General features: G+C 52.1%; 18 protein-coding genes and 1 other RNA gene. 17 read left to right on the top strand and 2 right to left on the bottom strand.

Features of this window, described 5'->3' with window-relative positions; all coding sequences use genetic code 11:
• Positions 1-42: 42 nt before the first annotated feature.
• Positions 43-510, top strand: a complete 468-nt coding sequence (gene smpB, locus DSM465_RS0110645) for an SsrA-binding protein SmpB (protein ID WP_008880280.1) — start codon at positions 43-45, stop codon at positions 508-510.
• A 95-nt stretch (positions 511-605) separates the two neighbouring features.
• Positions 606-957: a transfer-messenger RNA gene (ssrA, locus tag DSM465_RS18970) on the top strand.
• Between the two features lie 160 nt (positions 958-1,117).
• Here the strand turns inward: ssrA and DSM465_RS0110640 are convergent.
• Complete coding sequence (locus DSM465_RS0110640) at positions 1,118-1,681, bottom strand: glutathione peroxidase (protein ID WP_008880279.1); 564 nt, start codon at positions 1,679-1,681, stop codon at positions 1,118-1,120.
• 350 nt (positions 1,682-2,031) lie between these two features.
• On the opposite strand from DSM465_RS0110640, the gene DSM465_RS0110635 reads away from it, so the two are divergent.
• Both DSM465_RS0110635 and DSM465_RS0110630 read left to right on the top strand, forming a co-directional pair.
• Positions 2,032-2,295, top strand: a complete 264-nt coding sequence (locus DSM465_RS0110635; protein WP_008880278.1) for a YuzF family protein — start codon at positions 2,032-2,034, stop codon at positions 2,293-2,295.
• A complete protein-coding gene (locus DSM465_RS0110630) occupies positions 2,279-3,175 on the top strand; it encodes a manganese catalase family protein (RefSeq protein ID WP_011888165.1) in 897 nt (298 codons plus the stop codon). The genes DSM465_RS0110635 and DSM465_RS0110630 overlap by 17 nt, the downstream gene beginning before the upstream one ends.
• Positions 3,176-3,361: 186 nt before the next feature.
• Here the strand turns inward: DSM465_RS0110630 and DSM465_RS0110625 are convergent, their stop codons facing one another.
• On the bottom strand, positions 3,362-4,279 hold the full coding sequence (locus DSM465_RS0110625; protein ID WP_011888164.1) for a LysR family transcriptional regulator: 918 nt from the start codon (positions 4,277-4,279) through the stop codon (positions 3,362-3,364).
• A gap of 161 nt (positions 4,280-4,440) precedes the next feature.
• On the opposite strand from DSM465_RS0110625, the gene hpaB reads away from it, so the two are divergent.
• The 13 genes from hpaB to DSM465_RS0110560 all read left to right on the top strand — a co-directional run bounded on the left by hpaB (position 4,441) and on the right by DSM465_RS0110560 (position 17,030).
• Positions 4,441-5,919 (top strand): 4-hydroxyphenylacetate 3-monooxygenase, oxygenase component, encoded by a 1,479-nt coding sequence (gene hpaB, locus DSM465_RS0110620; protein WP_008880275.1) that lies wholly within the window; start codon positions 4,441-4,443, stop codon positions 5,917-5,919.
• A 19-nt stretch (positions 5,920-5,938) separates the two neighbouring features.
• Positions 5,939-6,922, top strand: a complete 984-nt coding sequence (gene hpaD, locus DSM465_RS0110615; RefSeq protein ID WP_011888163.1) for a 3,4-dihydroxyphenylacetate 2,3-dioxygenase — start codon at positions 5,939-5,941, stop codon at positions 6,920-6,922.
• A 97-nt stretch (positions 6,923-7,019) separates the two neighbouring features.
• Positions 7,020-7,949, top strand: coding sequence for a 2,4-dihydroxyhept-2-ene-1,7-dioic acid aldolase (gene hpaI / locus DSM465_RS0110610; protein ID WP_008880273.1), 930 nt, complete (start codon positions 7,020-7,022; stop codon positions 7,947-7,949).
• A 103-nt stretch (positions 7,950-8,052) separates the two neighbouring features.
• Positions 8,053-8,835, top strand: a complete 783-nt coding sequence (locus tag DSM465_RS0110605; protein WP_029761336.1) for a fumarylacetoacetate hydrolase family protein — start codon at positions 8,053-8,055, stop codon at positions 8,833-8,835.
• A complete protein-coding gene (locus DSM465_RS0110600; RefSeq protein WP_011888161.1) occupies positions 8,832-9,569 on the top strand; it encodes a fumarylacetoacetate hydrolase family protein in 738 nt (245 codons plus the stop codon). The genes DSM465_RS0110605 and DSM465_RS0110600 overlap by 4 nt, the downstream gene beginning before the upstream one ends.
• Before the next feature lie 74 nt (positions 9,570-9,643).
• The gene (locus DSM465_RS0110595) at positions 9,644-10,036 is read left to right on the top strand and encodes a 5-carboxymethyl-2-hydroxymuconate Delta-isomerase (protein ID WP_008880270.1); all 393 of its coding nucleotides are present in this window, start codon (positions 9,644-9,646) and stop codon (positions 10,034-10,036) included.
• A 15-nt stretch (positions 10,037-10,051) separates the two neighbouring features.
• Positions 10,052-11,563: a 5-carboxymethyl-2-hydroxymuconate semialdehyde dehydrogenase gene (gene hpaE, locus DSM465_RS0110590; RefSeq protein ID WP_011888160.1), complete on the top strand. Its 1,512-nt coding sequence runs from the start codon at positions 10,052-10,054 to the stop codon at positions 11,561-11,563.
• A gap of 39 nt (positions 11,564-11,602) precedes the next feature.
• A complete protein-coding gene (locus tag DSM465_RS0110585) occupies positions 11,603-12,250 on the top strand; it encodes a GntR family transcriptional regulator (RefSeq protein ID WP_029761335.1) in 648 nt (215 codons plus the stop codon).
• 84 nt (positions 12,251-12,334) lie between these two features.
• Positions 12,335-13,504: an ABC transporter substrate-binding protein gene (locus tag DSM465_RS0110580; protein WP_008880267.1), complete on the top strand. Its 1,170-nt coding sequence runs from the start codon at positions 12,335-12,337 to the stop codon at positions 13,502-13,504.
• A gap of 69 nt (positions 13,505-13,573) precedes the next feature.
• Positions 13,574-14,455, top strand: a complete 882-nt coding sequence (locus DSM465_RS0110575) for a branched-chain amino acid ABC transporter permease (protein WP_011888158.1) — start codon at positions 13,574-13,576, stop codon at positions 14,453-14,455.
• A 6-nt stretch (positions 14,456-14,461) separates the two neighbouring features.
• The gene (locus tag DSM465_RS0110570; protein WP_011888157.1) at positions 14,462-15,532 is read left to right on the top strand and encodes a branched-chain amino acid ABC transporter permease; all 1,071 of its coding nucleotides are present in this window, start codon (positions 14,462-14,464) and stop codon (positions 15,530-15,532) included.
• Positions 15,529-16,308, top strand: coding sequence for an ABC transporter ATP-binding protein (locus DSM465_RS0110565; RefSeq protein ID WP_008880264.1), 780 nt, complete (start codon positions 15,529-15,531; stop codon positions 16,306-16,308). The genes DSM465_RS0110570 and DSM465_RS0110565 overlap by 4 nt, the downstream gene beginning before the upstream one ends.
• A complete protein-coding gene (locus DSM465_RS0110560) occupies positions 16,302-17,030 on the top strand; it encodes an ABC transporter ATP-binding protein (RefSeq protein ID WP_008880263.1) in 729 nt (242 codons plus the stop codon). Before DSM465_RS0110565 ends, DSM465_RS0110560 begins: the two co-directional genes overlap by 7 nt.
• Positions 17,031-17,216: the final 186 nt, after the last annotated feature.

Genomic DNA, 17,216 nt, shown 5'->3' with positions numbered 1-17,216 from the left:
TTTGGTACAATAAAAGCGCTACGAATGAGGAGGAGGACGTTCATGCCAAAAGGGGAAGGAAAAGTCATCGCGCAAAACAAAAAAGCGCGCCATGATTATTTTATTGAAGAAACGTATGAAGCGGGTCTTGTTTTGCAAGGGACGGAAATTAAATCGATCCGCAACGGACGGGTGAACTTAAAAGATTCGTTCGCCAAAGTGGAAAAAGGGGAAGTATTTCTCCATAATATGCATATTAGTCCGTATGAACAAGGCAACCGCTACAACCATGATCCGCTGCGGACGCGCAAGCTCCTCCTGCACCGCCGCGAAATCAACAAACTGATCGGCTACACGAAAGAGCAAGGGTATACGCTCGTACCGCTGAAATTGTATATCAAAAACGGCTTTGCCAAAGTGGAACTTGGTGTCGCCAAAGGGAAGAAAAAATACGACAAGCGCGAAGACATGAAGCGGAAAGAAGCGCAGCGAGAAATCGAGCGGGCGTTCCGTGAGCGGCAAAAAATTTAGCGCATATTTCCATTGAAAATGCGCTCAGCCATGATATAATAAGAGTACGAAAGCCAGTGATTCATGCTTAAGCTCCGATCTTTCTTCGCAACCGCGGGGACGATCCGGATTCGACAGGGGTAGGTCGAGCTTAAGCGGCGAGCCGAGGGAGACGTCCTCGTAAAAACGTCACCTAAAGATAACTGGCAAAGAAAACTACGCTTTAGCTGCCTAATTGCTGCAGCTAGCTCCTCCCGCCATCGCCCGTGTGGCGTCCGAGGGGTTCATATGAAGCGGGCTACGCCCAAATCCGCCGCCTGAGGACGAGGGAAGAGATGAACCAGGCTAGCCGTCGGGAGGCCTGTCGGTAGGCGGAACGAACGGCGAAGCAAAATATACCGACTACGCTCGTAGATGCTTAAGTGGCGATGCCTCTGGACGTGGGTTCAACTCCCACCGTCTCCATTCATTTGATGTCGTAAGTGCCAAAATCCTTGATTAAGGGTTTTGGCACTTTTTGATTTTGAAGCTATTTCTCGAAAGCGACGGATCTCTAAGAAAGAGCGAATGGAGAACATCCGTCGTTTTCTTCATTCGCTCTTTTTTGGACATTCCGGTTTATGATGCGTTAGGCATTCGCAGCTGCTTTTAAAGCCTCTTCAATCGCATGTTCGAGATCGATGATGGAATCTGTAGGTTCAAATCGTTTCAGGACTTGTCCGTTGGCATCCACTAAAAATTTGGTAAAGTTCCAACGAATGTTCTTGCCGTCAAGGAAGAATGGGTTGATTTCTTGAATTTTCGTTTTCAGCATTTTCTCTTCCAAATTAACACCGAACTCGCGACAATCTGCTTGTTCTTTTAAGTATTGGAAAAGTGGATGGGCGTGTTCTCCGTTGACATCAATCACTTCAAAAATAGGGAACGTTACACCGAATTTGACTTTACACATCGTTGCCGTCTCTTGGCCGTTTTCAGGATTTTGCTCTGCAAACTGATTGCTTGGGAAACCTAAAATCACGAATCCTTGATGGGCAAACTTTTTATACAATCTTTGTAAATCTTCAAATTGATATGTAAAACGACAGTGGTTTGCTGTGTTCACAATTAACATCGTTTTATTTCGGTATGTTTCCATGGATAAGATTTCACCATTAGGCTTTTTTACTAGATAATCATAAATCGTTGTCATCAGCCATCCCCTTCTTAAGAATGATTTTTATCTAATGATTAGTATATCTTTCCTCTTTGTTCCTTCAACTAATATGCAACGACTTAAAGATAGGAATGATGAGCCGCTCCCGCTTCTACAAGTGAGAGAGGTTCATTAAGGCATACACACGAAAAAACGCATCAAAGAAAGCCTCTTTTTCCTTTGCGGATGAAGAGGCTTTTTATATTTACTGTTTTTGTCGTGCCAGTGATGCGAAACAACTTGGAACGCGCTGCTTGACTGGGCTTGGTTGTTGTCATGTTTTCGGTGGGGCTTCATACGTATAAAGAGGAGCGATTTTTTACTTTGTTTATAAGGAGGAACAGCGCATGAACCAACCGTATGCCTCCCCTCAGCTCGTTTCGCTCATTGATCCTTATGTATATCATGCTCTTCAATCACTGCTCGGTCAACAGGTGGTGGTGGAAACGACTCGGAATTCGCTGCTTGGCACGTTGAGAGACGTCAAGCCGGATCATCTCGTGCTTACGGCTCATCAAAAGGTGTATTATATTCGCTTGGCGCAAGTCGTTTCCGTTCACCTTGGCGACGTGGGGAAAGGAGGAGCATACCGTGGTGTTTCAGAGGATTGATCGGTTGGCCATCGAATTGCCGCCACCGAAGTACGCGGACGCGAATGCGGCGGCCGCTGTTCAAGAGCTGCTAGGCGGCCGCTTTGGGGAAATGTCCACGTTGAACAATTATTTGTTTCAGTCATTCAACTTTCGGCAAAAATCAAAACTGCGCCCGTTTTACGAACTGGTGGCGAGCATTACGGCGGAAGAATTCGGCCATGTCGAGCTTGTCGCCAATACGATCAACCTTTGTTTGACTGGGACCACCCACCCCGGCGATCCTGATTGTACACCGATGAGGGAGGCAAAAGACAAACGCAATTCGTATCATTTCATTGCCACCGCGCAAACCGCCTTTCCTGGTGATTCCATGGGCAATCCGTGGAAGGGAGAGTATGTGTTCAACAGCGGCAACTTGATTTTGGATTTGCTTCATAACTTTTTCTTGGAATGCGGCGCGCGCACGCATAAAATGCGCGTGTATGAAATGACGAACCATCCAACTGCCCGTGAGATGATCGGCTACTTGTTGGTGCGGGGCGGTGTTCATATTTTAGCGTATGCGAAAGCATTGGAAGTGGCGACTGGCGTTGATGTGAAGAAGATGTTGCCGATCCCGAAGTTAGATAACCGGGCGTTCGATGAAGCGCGCAAATATGAAGACCAAGGCCTCCATCGCCGTTTGTATACGTTCAGCGATCGATATTACAAGGAGATCGCCCGCATTTGGCATGGGACGCATCCGAGTGACGGACAGCCGCTGGAAGTGGTGGAAGGCGCCCCGCAAGGAGGAACGATTCCGGATTTGGATGCCGTGCCGGAAGAATTTGCCCCTGGCATTTCCATGGAAGACTTTTTGGACATTGGCAAGCGGCTGATGCGTTCGGCTGGGTTGTAGAAAAGCTGTTTGCGTTCATCTATCACCATCTTTGGGCATGGACGGATCGAGGGGTCCCTATATAAACGAGCCCCTCTTTTTTCTATGCGCATCGATCCCACGGTATGACCATTCGCATTCCCTCGGCAGTTGGCTTTCTCCCACTTGGCATCGGAACTCGATTGCTCCTTTCTGCCTCATTTCGTTTCACACATGGTTGCTTTTTTCGTTCATGATGGGCATGGCGACGGTTTGTTGCAACAGGTTGAGAAAATGATGGACGCTTTTGGGCACATAGCGTTGTCGATCGATGATGACGGCGGCTTCTGCTTTCATTGATGAATCAACAATTGGGAGGACGCGAATGCCAGGAAGACGAAACAAGGAAACGGTTGACTGTGGCACAATGGTGGCGCCCATGCCTTGGGCGACAAGGGAAAGCAAAATGGTTGCATCCGGGCATTCGCATAGAACGTTTGGCTCAAACCCATGACGGCGGCATTCCTCGACGACCCGTTCGTACTGTCCGGCACCGTGTACACGGTGAAGAAGGAGGAGCGGCCACTCTGCAAAATCGCGCATCGATAAGGAAGAGCGGCTCAATGCCCAATGCTCAGGCAAGACGGCGACATAACGGTCGCTTGGCAGCGGAATGATGTCGTAATGAGACGAATCGATCGGTAGGCGGACAATGCCGATGTCAATGTGCCGCTCTTGAAGAAGCTGGCAAATGGAAAACGTATCTCCTTCGCGAAGATGAAACGTGACGTTCGGAAACTGTTCGTGGAATTGGCGGATCGTTTGGGCCAAATAGGAAAAGCACGATTTGACGCAGCCGACAGCCAATGTTCCCGTTGCCCCCGTTTCGATTTCTTTCACTTCCGCGATGGCGTCATCTAGCTGGTGCAACAGTTGTTTCGCCTTTTCGTAAAACAATTTGCCCGGTGCGGTGAGCTCCATTTTTTTCGCTTTCCGGTCAAACAATGGGACGCCGAGCTTTTCTTCGAGTTGCTTCAACTGTTGGCTGAGCGGCGGCTGAGCGATATGAAGTTTTTGTGCCGCCTTCGTGATTTGTCCCTCTTCGGCGATGGTAACGAAGTATTTTAGCTGTTTCACATCGATCATGTCCGTGTCTCCTTTCTCTACCGCTTCTATATATTTTTCATATAGAATAGTTGATTCTTTTTGTATTTTTCATATATGAAATCATATGTTATATTAATTTTGAACATTCTGAATGATAGCGCTTACTTCATCTATTATACTTGAAAATGGGAGGAATGAAAATGCCAGCCAAAACAGGAAATCAGTATATGGAGAGGCTGAAGCAGGCGAAAAGCAGCGTGTACATTCATGGGGAAAAAGTCGAAGATGTCACCGTCCACCCGGCGTTTCGCAATGTCGTTCGCTCCATGGCGGCGCTGTACGACCGGCAATATGAAAAGCCGGACAAGATGTTGTATCGGTCGCCGACAACCGGACAGTTGGTCGGGATGACGTTTATCCAGCCGACCACGATCGATGAGCTCATCGCCCGCCGCGAAGCAACGCAAGAGTGGGCGCGGATGTCGGCCGGAATGATGGGGCGCTCGCCGGATTACTTAAACGCCGAAGTGATGGCGATGGGCATCGCCAATGATTTGTTTGCCGAAGACGACCCGATGTTTGCCGAGAATGCGAGAAACTATTATGAATATGCGCGGGAAAATGACATCAGCTTGACCCATACGCTCATCCATCCGCAAATGAACCGCGCCAAGGCGCTTCACGAGCAAAAAGACGCCGATGTGCCGCTCCATTTGGTGGAACGGCGAAAAGACGGCATCATCGTCAGCGGTATCCGTCTGTTGGCGACGCAAGGTGGAATCACAGATGAAATTTTAGTGTTCCCGTCTACGGTGAAAAAATCGACAGCGGGTGAAGATCCGTATGCGCTCGCCTTTGCCATCCCGAACAATACGCCGGGGGTGAAGTTCATTTGCCGCGAGGCGTTCGATTACGGGCGCAGCACGTGGGATCATCCGCTCGCGTCTCGATTTGAAGAAGGCGATGCGATCGTTTCGTTTGAAAACGTGTTTGTGCCATGGGAGCGCGTCTTTGTTTGCGGCAATTCGTCGATTTGTAACCGGACGTTCCGTGAAACGAATGCGGTCGTTCATATGTCCCATCAAGTTGTGGCGAAAAACATCGTCAAAACGGAGTTTTTGCTTGGGGTTACCCTTTGTCTCATTGAAGCAATCGGCATTGGTGAGTTTCAACATGTGAAGGACAAAGGGGCGGAAATCATGCTTGCTCTCGAAACGATGAAAAGCCACTTGTACCGGGCTGAGCATAACGCAAAGCCAGATCGTTGGGGAACGATGACACCGGATTTTGCCGCTTTGGATGCTGCGCGCAACTGGTATCCGCGCGTGTATCCGCGTTTGGTGGAAATCATCCGCATTTTAGGGGCGTCCGGCTTGATGGCGATTCCGACGGAAGCAGATTTTGAACATGAAGAAATTGGGGACATCGTCCGCCGGGCGATGCAAGGGGCGACGGTGGACGGTTATGAACGTGTCCAACTGTTCCGGCTGGCTTGGGATTTGACGATGAGCGCGTTCGGTGCGCGGCAGACGCACTATGAATATTACTTTTTCGGTGACCCCGTGCGGATGGGGATGGCCTATTTCGACGGCTATGAAAAAGAGTCGTATAAACAGTTTGTGCAAGAATTTTTGCGTACGAAAAAAAGTGTTTCGATTCCGTTGAACAGCGATCATTGATTAGAGGGGGAGAGGAACAATGACGTTTTCCATCATTCGTTGTGCTCGCGCGGTGCTACATGTGACTGATTTGGCCGCGTCGCGTGACTTTTACGAACGGGTGCTTGGATTTGTCGTGACGGAAGCGGATCGTGAGCATATCTATTTGCGCGGGTTGGAAGAATACCACCACCATAGCTTAGTGCTGAAAAAAGCGTCGCGTCCGGCGGTTGAAGCACTTAGCTACAAAGTCGGTTCCGAGCAAGAACTCGAAGCGCTGTACGAATGGTTTGCGGCGCAACAGCTGAACCCGAGATGGCTTGAGGACGGCTCGCAGCGTGCCATCGGACGGGCGTTTCGCGTCCAAGACCCATTAGGGCTGCCGCTTGAGTTTTTCGCGCATATGGAGAAAACCGAGCGGTTGTTGCAGCGCTATGACTTGTATCGCGGTGCCCGCGTCCAACGCATTGACCATTTCAACTGCGCAATAACGGATGTCCAGAAAGGATACGATTTTTACGTCCGCGGTTTAGGTTTTGCCTGCTCAGAATATACGGAAACAAAGGATGGCAAGCTGTGGGCGGCTTGGCTGCATCGGAAGCAAAATGTCCATGATTTGGCGCTCATGAACGGGAAAGGTCCGCGCCTTCATCATATCGGTTTTTGGCTGCCGGATCCGCTCAGCCTGATTCATGCGTGCGATGTGCTGGCGGCATCGGGATATAGCTCCAGCATTGAACGGGGGCCGGGGCGGCATGGGTTATCCAATGCGTTCTTTGTCTATTTGCGTGACCCGGACGGCCATCGAATCGAGTTGTATAACGGTGATTATTTGACGAGCGATCCGGATTTTCCGCCGATTCGCTGGGATTTGGACGATCCGCGGCGCCAGACGTTTTGGGGGCATGCGGCGCCGGACAGTTGGTTTGAAGAGGCGTCGGACATGTTGGACGTCCATAGCGGCGAACCGATTGAACTGAACGAACCGGCGTTGCAGAAAGTGAAACCGACCTTTTTGATCTAACAAAAATCATATATGATTTTATAGTTGATTTGATATATATTATCCTGTATAATGTGATTAAGATTCTGAAAAATCAGTCCATTAGGAGGCAAGGGGGATGGCATACCGCGAGGTGAAAGAGCGGCTGCGCGGCTCGATTGCGCCGGTCGTCACGCCGTTTGATGAAGAAGGAAACGTTGATTTGACCACGTTGACATCGCTCATTGATTGGCATATAAAAAGCGGCACACACGGCATTTCGGTGACAGGAACATCCGGGGAACCGAGCTCGCTGACGCTTGACGAGCGAAAACAAGTGATGGAAACAGCGAAAAAGGCGGTCGCCGGGCGCGTGCCGTTCGTGCCGGGGACAGGCTCGACGAACCATGCGGAAACGATTGAGTTAACCAAATTTGCGCAAGAGATAGGGGCCGATGCCGCCATGGTCATCGTCCCGTATTACAACCGCCCGTCCCAGCAGGCGCTGTATAAGCATTTTAAGGCGGTGGCTGAGTCGGTTGACATTCCCATCATCGTCTACAATATCCCAGGGCGTACGGCGGTCAATTTGGAAGTTAAAACGTTGGCGCGGCTCGTCGAGGACTGCCCGAACATTATCGGGGTGAAGGAGTCCAACAAAGATTTCGAACATGTCAATCGGGTGCTATGGCATTGCGGGCGCGATTTTCTACTGTTCTCCGGCATCGAGCTGTTGTGCTATCCGATGTTGGCGATCGGCGGCGCCGGTTCGATCAGCGCAACGGCCAACGTGGTGCCGCAGAAGGTAGCCGAGCTGCATGATGCTTGGTTTGACGGCGACGTCAAGCGGGCGCAAGACCTTCACTTTGAACTGATGGAGCTCAATGATGTGCTGTTTATTGAAACGAACCCAGGACCGGTAAAGGCAGCGCTTGGCATGTTGGGAAAAATCACCCCGAAGCTTCGCCTGCCGCTTGATTTGCCGAGTGAAGAGCACCAGGAACAAATCCGCCGCACGCTCGTCAAATATGGGTTGTTGACTGAGGCGGCACAGCAGCCGGCGAAATAAGCGTTGCCGGCTGTTCCGCCTGAAGGAAGGCGGGCGGCGCGCCCACCGGTCTTGACATGGAGAGGCTGTGACGTTGATTACCGCGATGGAAGGGAGAGAGGCGATCGTGAATGTGCGGCTGCGCCTGGCCGGACGGCGGCATTCGATTGAGGCGGAAGTGGACTGGCGCGGCGGGACGGTGACGTTGGACAGACGAACATCGCGCATCGATGAATGGGAGTGGGATGCGCCGGAAGTCGGTGCCGTGTATGGGGTGGCGCTCAATGATCGACGGGAATGGGAGGCGATGGCCGAGGCGATGACCGCCCCGCCGTATCGGAAGCCACCGGAAGGTCCGGTGCTGTATATGAAGCCGGCCAATACGATCAACGCCCATCGGAGGCCGGTCGTTCTCCCGTCCGGCGTCAACCGGCTTCGCACTGCTCCAGCGATCGGCCTTGTCATCGGGCGGACGGCCGCGCGCGTCCGTCCTGAGGGGGCGCTCGATGTCGTATTCGGCTATACGATTGTAAACGATTTGTCCATCCCGCATGAGCAGCTGTACCGCCCGGCGGTGAAGGAGCAGGCGCGCGACGGGTTCACTCCGATCGGTCCATGGGTGGTGCCAAAAGAGGAAACCGTGCCGCTGTCGTCGTTGGCGGCACGCGTATATGTAAACGGCCGTCTTGTTCAATGCGTCGATCTCCGTCGTTTTCGGCGCCCGCCTGAACAATGGCTCGCGGACGTGACCGAGTTTATGACGCTTGAGCAGGGCGATGTGCTGTTTTTCAGCTGGCCGGCCGACGCCCCGCTCGTTTCGGCAGGGGATGTGGTGCGCATCGAAATGGACGGGATCGGCGCGTTGGAAAATCCGATCGTTGCCGAAGAAGGAGGAGAAGGGGAATGAAGCAGGCGCGCGTCGCGTGGAACGGAACGGTGACCGAAGCCGAGCCGCTTGACAGCGGCCGCCTTCTTCTGCCGGATGGAACGATCGTCGATGAGCATGAGGTGATGTGGCTTCCCCCGGTCGAGCCGCGCACGATCGTGGCGCTTGGGTTGAATTACGCGGATCATGCCGGGGAGTTGTCGTTTGCCGCTCCGAAAGAGCCGCTTTTATTTTTCAAAGGGAAAAACACGCTAATCGGCCACCGCGGCCGCACCGTCCGGCCGGCAGGGGTTGACATGATGCATTACGAATGCGAACTCGCCGTGGTCATCGGCCGCCCGGCTCGTCGAGTGAAGGCAGAACAGGCGTATGATTACATTTGGGGGTACACGATTGCCAACGATTACGCTGTTCGCGATTACTTGGAAAATTACTACCGACCGAATTTTCGCGTTAAAAACCGTGACCGAACAACGCCGCTCGGCCCGTGGATTGTCAGCCATGAGGAGGTTGGCGATCCGATGGCGCTGGCGTTGCGGACGTATGTTAATGGAGCGCTCGTGCAGGAAGGATATACAGGCGATATGATTTTTTCCATTCCGTATTTGCTTGAATATATTACGAGTTTTATGACGCTCGCGCCAGGCGATCTGATTTTGACCGGCACGCCGAAAGGGGCGGTGAACGTTCAGCCCGGCGATGAAGTCGTCGCGGAAATTGAGCGTATCGGCCGGCTCATCAATTACATTGAATAACCAGCATCCAACGATGCGCGAACCATTCAGTTAAAGAGCACGGGGCCTTTTCAGAACGAAAGGGAGGAAGCGCGATGCCGCACTTTGTTTTGGAATATACGGACAATCTTGGCGAAGAGGCCGACATTCGCGGCTTGCTGATGAAAATCAATCAAGCATTGATACGCCGGAGCGATTGGTTTCCGATCGGCGGCATCCGTTCGCGAGCCATCCGGCTTCATGAGTATTGTGTGGCGGACGGCTCCCATGATGATGCTTTTGTGCATGGGACGCTGAAAATCGGTGCCGGTCGCCCAGAGGCAGTGAAAAAAGCAGTCGGCGATGAACTGTTTGCGATTATGAAAGACCATTTCGCCCCGCTGTTTGCCAAGCGGTATTTGGCGTTGTCGCTTGAGTTATATGAATTCAGCGAGGCGGGGACGTACAAGCATAACAACATTCATGCGCGTTATCGAACAACGCCGTAGCAGAGGGGGAGACGAATGGCAACGCAACCGAACGTGCTTCATTATATTAATGGGCGGTTTGTCGAAAGTGCGAACGGCGCGTTTTTTGACAACATAAACCCTTTTACGAATGAACCGATTAACCAAGTGGCGGAAGGGAACAAAGAAGATATCGATGCGGCGGTCTGGGCTGCGAAGGACACGTTTGATGGCGGCCCGTGGCGGACGATGCCGGTCGAGGAGCGGCTTCGTTACGTGCTTCGCATCGCTGAGTTGATTGAACGGTATAAAGAAGAGATCGCCTACTTAGAGGCGCTCGACACCGGCATTCCGATCAGCCAAGCGAAAAAACAGGCTGCCCGTGCGGCGGAAAACTTCCGTTTTTACGCCGAAATGGTAAAAACGCGCCTTGTCGGTGAGGCGTATCACGTCAATGGCCAGTTTTTAAACTATACGGTCTATAAACCGGTCGGAGTCGCGGGTCTGATCACGCCATGGAATACGCCGTTTATGCTGGAGACGTGGAAAGTTGCCCCGGCGCTCGCAACCGGCAATACGGTCGTCTTGAAACCGGCTGAGTGGTCACCGTTGACGGCTAATAAACTGGCAGAAATCATCGATGAAGCCGGATTGCCCGCCGGAGTGTTCAACGTTGTGCATGGATTTGGTGAGACAGCGGGTGCTGCGCTTGTTGCCCATCCGGACGTGCGCCTCATATCCTTCACCGGGGAGACGACAACCGGCATGGAAATCATCCGCAACAGTGCCGCGACGTTGAAGAAAACGTCGATGGAACTTGGCGGCAAGTCACCGCTCATCGTCTTTGCCGACGCGGACATGGAACGGGCGCTCGATGCGGCAGTGTGGGGCGTGTTTTCGCTCAATGGCGAACGGTGCACCGCCAATTCGCGATTGTTGTTGGAACAATCGATATATGATGAGTTTGTGGAACGGCTGAAACAGCGCGTCGATCAAATCGTCATCGGCGATCCGATGAATCCGGCGACCGAGCTGGGTCCGCTCATTCATCGCGCCCACTGGGAGCGGGTGAACCGCTACATTGAGATCGCCAAGCAAGAAGGAGCGGACGTTTACGCCGCACGCGTGCCGGAAGGATTGGAAAAAGGCAATTTCGTGCCGCCGACGCTGCTGCTTGGCTGTCATAATCGCATGAAGGTGGCGCAAGAAGAAATCTTTGGCCCCGTGATGGCGGTCATGGCGTTTGCTGATGAACAAGAGGCGATCCGGTTGGCAAATGATGTGAAATACGGGCTAGCAGCATACGTCTGGACGAACGATATGAAGCGTGGACACCGCGTCGCCCAAGCGATCGAAAGCGGGATGGCGTGGGTCAACTCGCCGAACGTCCGCGATTTGCGCATTCCATTTGGTGGGACAAAATATAGCGGCATCGGCCGAGAAGGCGGGCATTACAGCTTTGACTTTTACACGGAAGTGCAAGTTGTCCATGTCGCCGTCGGCGACCCGCCGATTCCTTCATTCGGCAAAACGAAGCCTTCATCCGCCTTATCGGTCGAACAGAAATAACTGCTAGCGGACATATATGGCATGGTATATGATAAACGTATGGAAGCAAAAGCGAAAAACAAGACACAGTTGGCGTATGAGTATATTTTGTCCCACATCGAAAGCGGCGCCTACGGGCCAGGATATCGTGTCGTCATCGATCAAATTGCTCGCGAGTTGGGGTTAAGCAGCATCCCGGTGCGCGAGGCGATCCGCCAGCTCGAGGCGGAAGGATTGGTCGAGTTTAAGCCGTATGCTGGCGCCGTTGTCAGCACGATTAACGAGAAAGAATACGTGGAAACCTTGTCTGTGTTGGCGGTTTTAGAGGGCTATGCGACGGCGCTCGGCTCCGCTAAACTAACGAAGGAGGCGATCAAGCAGCTGGAACAGTTGAACGAGCAGATGGAGCGAGCGCTGGAAGAGCTGGAGCTGGAACGGTTCAGCGAGCTGAACTATGCGTTCCATTCTTTGATTTATTCGCACTGTGGCAATGCGTATTTAGAAGAGCAAATCAAGCAAATTTGGCAGCGCATGAAGCGCATTCGCGTTTACGGGTTCACCTTCGTCCCGCAGCGGGCGAAAGCTTCGATTGGAGAACATCGGGAAATGATCCGCCTGTTGCGCGAACAAGCACCGCCGCACGAGGTGGAGCAGTATGCGCGCCAACATAAAATGAACACCATCGAAGCATTTTTGCGGCGGCGTTAACTTCCTTCCGCCAAGCAGGAGCGCTTGGCGGAGGAAGGCTGATTTGATTGGAAGCGATTTCAATTAAAAGGGGGGATAAAGACGATGAGAAAAAGGGTGTATGCTTGTTTGGCGGCATTGCTCGTTCTTTTGGTTGCCGCCTGTGGAAAGACGGCGACATCGGGAACTGAGGATGAAATCAAAATTGGCGCCATTTTCTCTGCTTCCGGAGGAGCGGCCCCGCTCGGCAAACCGGAAATGGAGACTGTCAAAATGTTGGTGGAGCAATGGAATAAACAAGGCGGTATAGATGGAAAGAAAATCAAGTTGATTGCCTATGATGACAAGTCCAACCAAAACGAGGCCGTATTATCCACGAAAAAACTGATCGAGCAAGACAAAGTGACGGCGCTGATTGGCGGCACGATCAGTGGCAACTCCCTAGCTATGATCCCGCTCATCGAAAAGGCAGGCATTCCTTACATTTCCCTCGCAGCAAGTAAACAAATCGTCAACCCAAGCGATGGGTCCTCACGCCATTGGACATTCAAAACAGCCCAAGGAGATGACATCGTCATTCAGAAACTGCTCAGCTTTTTGAAAGAAAAAGGATGGACAAGCATCGCCTGGCTCAACGTCGCCAATGCCTATGGCACAAGCGGGCATAGCGAATTTGCGCACTATGCTCCGGAGTACGGAGTCAAAGCTGTGATTGAAGAGGAATTTGAGGCGACAGTCGACGATGCGAAGGCGATGTTGACAAGAGTGAAAAAAGCCAATCCGCAGGCGATCGTCGTCTGGGGAACAGCGCAAGAATCAGCAGTTGTGACGAAGAATATCCGCGAGTTGGGCATCGATGTGCCGATTATTGAAAGCCACGGTGTTGGTACAAAAAGCTTTATCGATTTGGCTGGCGAAGCGGCGAACGGCGTCATTCTCCCTGCTGGGCGTATTTTAGTGGCTGATCAGCTCCCGGACAGCGATCCACAAAAGGAGACGCTATTAACCTATAAAGAACAGTTTGAGAAAACATACAACTATGAACCGACGACATTTGGCGGGCATGCTTGGGATGCGTTCCATCTGTTGATGAACGCCATCAAAGAAGGGAAAACCGACAAAGAAAATATACGAGAAGCGTTGGAAAAGACAACGGATTTTGTCGGCATCTCAGGTGTGTTCCGGATGTCGAAAGACGATCATACCGGGCTGGATGCTGACAGTTTGGTGATGGTACAGATTCAAGATGGAAAATTCGTACTGGCAGAGGATTAAGAAAGTGAAAGGGAATTAGGATGCTAATTCCCTTTTGTTTCACCTAGCCAATGGGGGAGGACAAAGCTGATGGAAGCATGGAGCCAGTTTGTGCAGCTGCTGTTTTCTGGGCTGACGATCGGCAGCATTTATGCATTAGTGGCGCTTGGATTTGTCATTACGTACAGTGTGACCGGCATTTTGAATTTGGCCCAAGGTGATTTCGCGATGTTAGGCGCCCTGATTTGTATTGCGTTGGTCAACAGCGGCGTGCCGTTTGTTCTTGCCATCGGGTTGAGCATGATGGCTGCGATGGTGATCGGCGGACTGTTTGAGCGGCTGGCGATTCAGCCGGCGCGTCATTCGTCTGTCGCCGTGCTCATTATTATTACGATCGGCGCATCATTTGTCTTTCGCGGGATCGCTTTGCTTGTTTGGGGGACGGATCCGTATGCCTTGCGCCCGTTTGCTGGGGGTGGATCGCTTTCGATGTTTGGGGCGGTGATCCAATGGCAAAGCGTTTGGGCGATCGTCATTTCGCTCGCTAGTTTTATCGGGTTACACTTGTTCTTTCACCGGACGTATTTTGGGAAAGCGGTGACCGCTTGTGTGATCAATCCGTTTGCTGCTCGCCTGATGGGCATTGACATCCGCAAAATGTCTCTTGGCGCCATTGCGGTCAGCGCGGGACTTGGTGCTTTGGCGGGAATTGTCATCGCCCCGATCTCCGGCGCCTCATATGATATGGGGATTATGATCGGGTTGAAAGCATTTATCGCGGCTGTTGTCGGTGGATTGACGAACGCTCCGGCCGCGATCGCGGGGGCGTTTCTTGTCGGCTTGCTCGAATCGTTTGCCGAAGGGTATTTGTCTTCCGGATATAAAGACGCGGTTAGTTTCGGGTTGCTGTTGCTTGTACTCTTTGTCATGCCGAATGGATTGTTTGCGAAAATGACAGGGAAACGGGTATAAGGAGGGATGGCGGTGGAGCGGGATGAACGGATCAAAGGTGGACGAAGGCGGCTAGTGCTGCTCGTTTTGGTGGCCGCCTGGCTTGGTTTCCCTTGGCTTGTGGCAGGAAACAATTATTTGTTGAGCACGCTCATTATCATTGGGGTCTATGCGCTAGTCAGTACAGGGATGACGCTGTTGATGGGATACGCTGGGCAAATTTCGCTCGGCCAAGCCGCTTTTTATGGTGTCGGCGCTTACACGTCTGCCTATTTGACCGCTCATGCAGGATGGCCGCCTTGGCTAGCGATGGCAGTTGGGGCGGTATTGGCCGCTTTGGTGGCGTTTGTCGTGGGTATCCCGGTGTTTCGGTTGCGTGAGCATTATTTAGCCTTGGCGACGTTAGGATTTGGTGTCATTATGTTTACGCTGTTTAAGGAGTGGGAAGCGATCACCGGAGGGTTAAACGGCTTTTTTGGTATTCCGCCGATTAGCGTATTGGGGATGTCCTTGCAGACCGATATTCAGTTTTATTACCTTGTTTGGCTGTTTGTCCTTGCCGGTTTATGGTTTGCCCATAACATCGTCCGCTCTCGGGTCGGAAGGGCGTTGCGGGCGATTCACGGAAGCGAAGTGGCGGCCAGTTCACTTGGGGTGAACATCACCAAATACAAGCTGCAAATCTTTATGCTTAGCGCCATGTATGCTTCGGTTGCCGGCAGTTTGTATGCCCATTATGTGACGTTTATCAACCCGGACTTATTTGGTATCGTTCCTTCGATTTATTTTCTCATTATGGTCGTCATTGGCGGAACGGCGGGCGTATGGGGTGGCCTTGTTGGCGCTGCTGTTTATGTTTGCTTAGGCGAATGGCTAAAAGCGGTCGTTCCAATATTGATGCCGGATGCCGGCGGGGAGTTTGAAATCGTCTTTTTTGGCTTGCTGCTTATTATCATGCTTATTTACATGCCTAGCGGATTGACAGGCGCCGTGCAAAAGGGAATGAAACGCTTTAGGACAACGGCTGGAAGTCAGACAGGAACAACAGCAACGACCGAACGCCATGAGGCGCGTTCGATAGGGGGAGGGCACGGATGAGCGCCATGCTGTTGGAAGTCGAACAATTGTCCAAATCATTTGGCGGGGTTCAGGCGGTGCAACGTGTGTCATTTGGGGTGAAAAAAGGAGACATCGTCGCTGTGATCGGGCCGAACGGGGCAGGAAAAACCACATTGTTCAACGTCATCAGCGGCATTACTCCGCCGACAGATGGTGTCGTCCGTTTTCGCGGAATGACGGTCAATGGCAAGCGGCCGGATGAGCTGGCGATGCTTGGCATGACAAGAACGTTTCAAAACTTGCAGCTGTTTGCCGATATGACCGTATTGGAAAACGTGATGGTCGGATACCATCCGCGTTTGAAAAGCGGGATCATAAGCGCCGGTTTTCGCTTGCCGCATACGGTCAAAGAGGAGAAACGGGCGCGGGAAGAGGCGTTCGCCTGCCTCGAGCAAGTCGGATTGGCCGATTTGGCGATGGAGCAGGTGGGAACGCTCCCATATGGGATACAGCGGCTTGTGGAAATTGCCAGGGCTGCTGTCTCCCGCCCTTCGCTCATTTTGCTTGACGAACCGATGGCCGGGCTCAATCCGCAAGAGTCAAAGCAGCTTGTTGATGTATGGTTGGCGATGAGGGAGCAAGGGATCACGTTTTTGTTCGTGGAGCATGATATGGAAACGGTCATGTCGGTCGCCGATCGAATTGTCGTCCTCGATTACGGCCAAAAAATCGCCGAAGGGACACCGGAAGAAATCGCCCGCCATCCGGATGTCATTAAGGCGTATTTAGGTGAAGAGGAGGCGGCGCCATGTTGATAGTTGGCAACGTCCATGTGCATCATGGCCATTTGCACGTGTTAAAAGAGGTAGATCTGCAAGTGAGAGAAGGAGAAATTGTCGCTGTCGTCGGAGCCAACGGGGCGGGGAAAAGTACGTTGCTTGGGACAATTGCCGGCATTTATGCCCCGAAGGAAGGGGAAATTCTCTTTGAAAATGAACCGCTCCCGTATGGAAAGGTGGAACAAGTCGTCGAAAGAGGAATTTGCCTTGTTCCAGAGAGACGGCAAATTTTTGATGGCTTGTCTGTCAAGGATAATATACTTCTTGGGGCCTATCGTCGCTATCGCCGCGATCTTCATGAAGTAAAGCGCGATTACGAGCAAGTACTTGAGTTGTTTCCGAAATTGAAAACGATGCTTGATCGCCCAGGTGGATTGTTAAGCGGCGGGGAGCAGCAAATGTTGGCGATCGCTCGTGGCTTAATGGCAAAACCGAAACTGTTGCTGCTTGACGAACCATCGCTCGGGTTGGCGCCGCTCATCGTTAAAGAAATGATGGAGTTGCTGAAGCGATTGCGCGACCAGCTTCATACCGCCATTGTGCTTGTCGAGCAAAACGTGCGCGCTGCGCTGCAAACGGCGGATTATGCGTATGTTCTCGAACGCGGTCGGATCGTGGCAAACGGGAAAGCCGCTGATCTGCTTGTTGATGAGCGGGTGGCCGAGGCGTATCTCGGATCGGCGGGCCATGGACGATAGTGGTTATGATTGCTTTCTTTATTTACCATGATCAGGAGGGCCTTTGCCGTATAACATCGAAATGATGGGACGGCCATCGCTTTAGGCTCTGTCCTTTAGCTGTGCAAACGAAGTTTACGAAAAGGGAAAGGATGGGAGAACTGATGGATGATCGCACATTTCGCAACGCGATGGGGAAATTCGCAA

Source organism: Geobacillus thermodenitrificans subsp. thermodenitrificans DSM 465, assembly GCF_000496575.1.
Classification (GTDB): domain Bacteria; phylum Bacillota; class Bacilli; order Bacillales; family Anoxybacillaceae; genus Geobacillus; species Geobacillus thermodenitrificans.
Note: the sequence above shows the minus strand (reverse complement) of the source record. Positions and strands in the feature narration are given on the sequence as shown.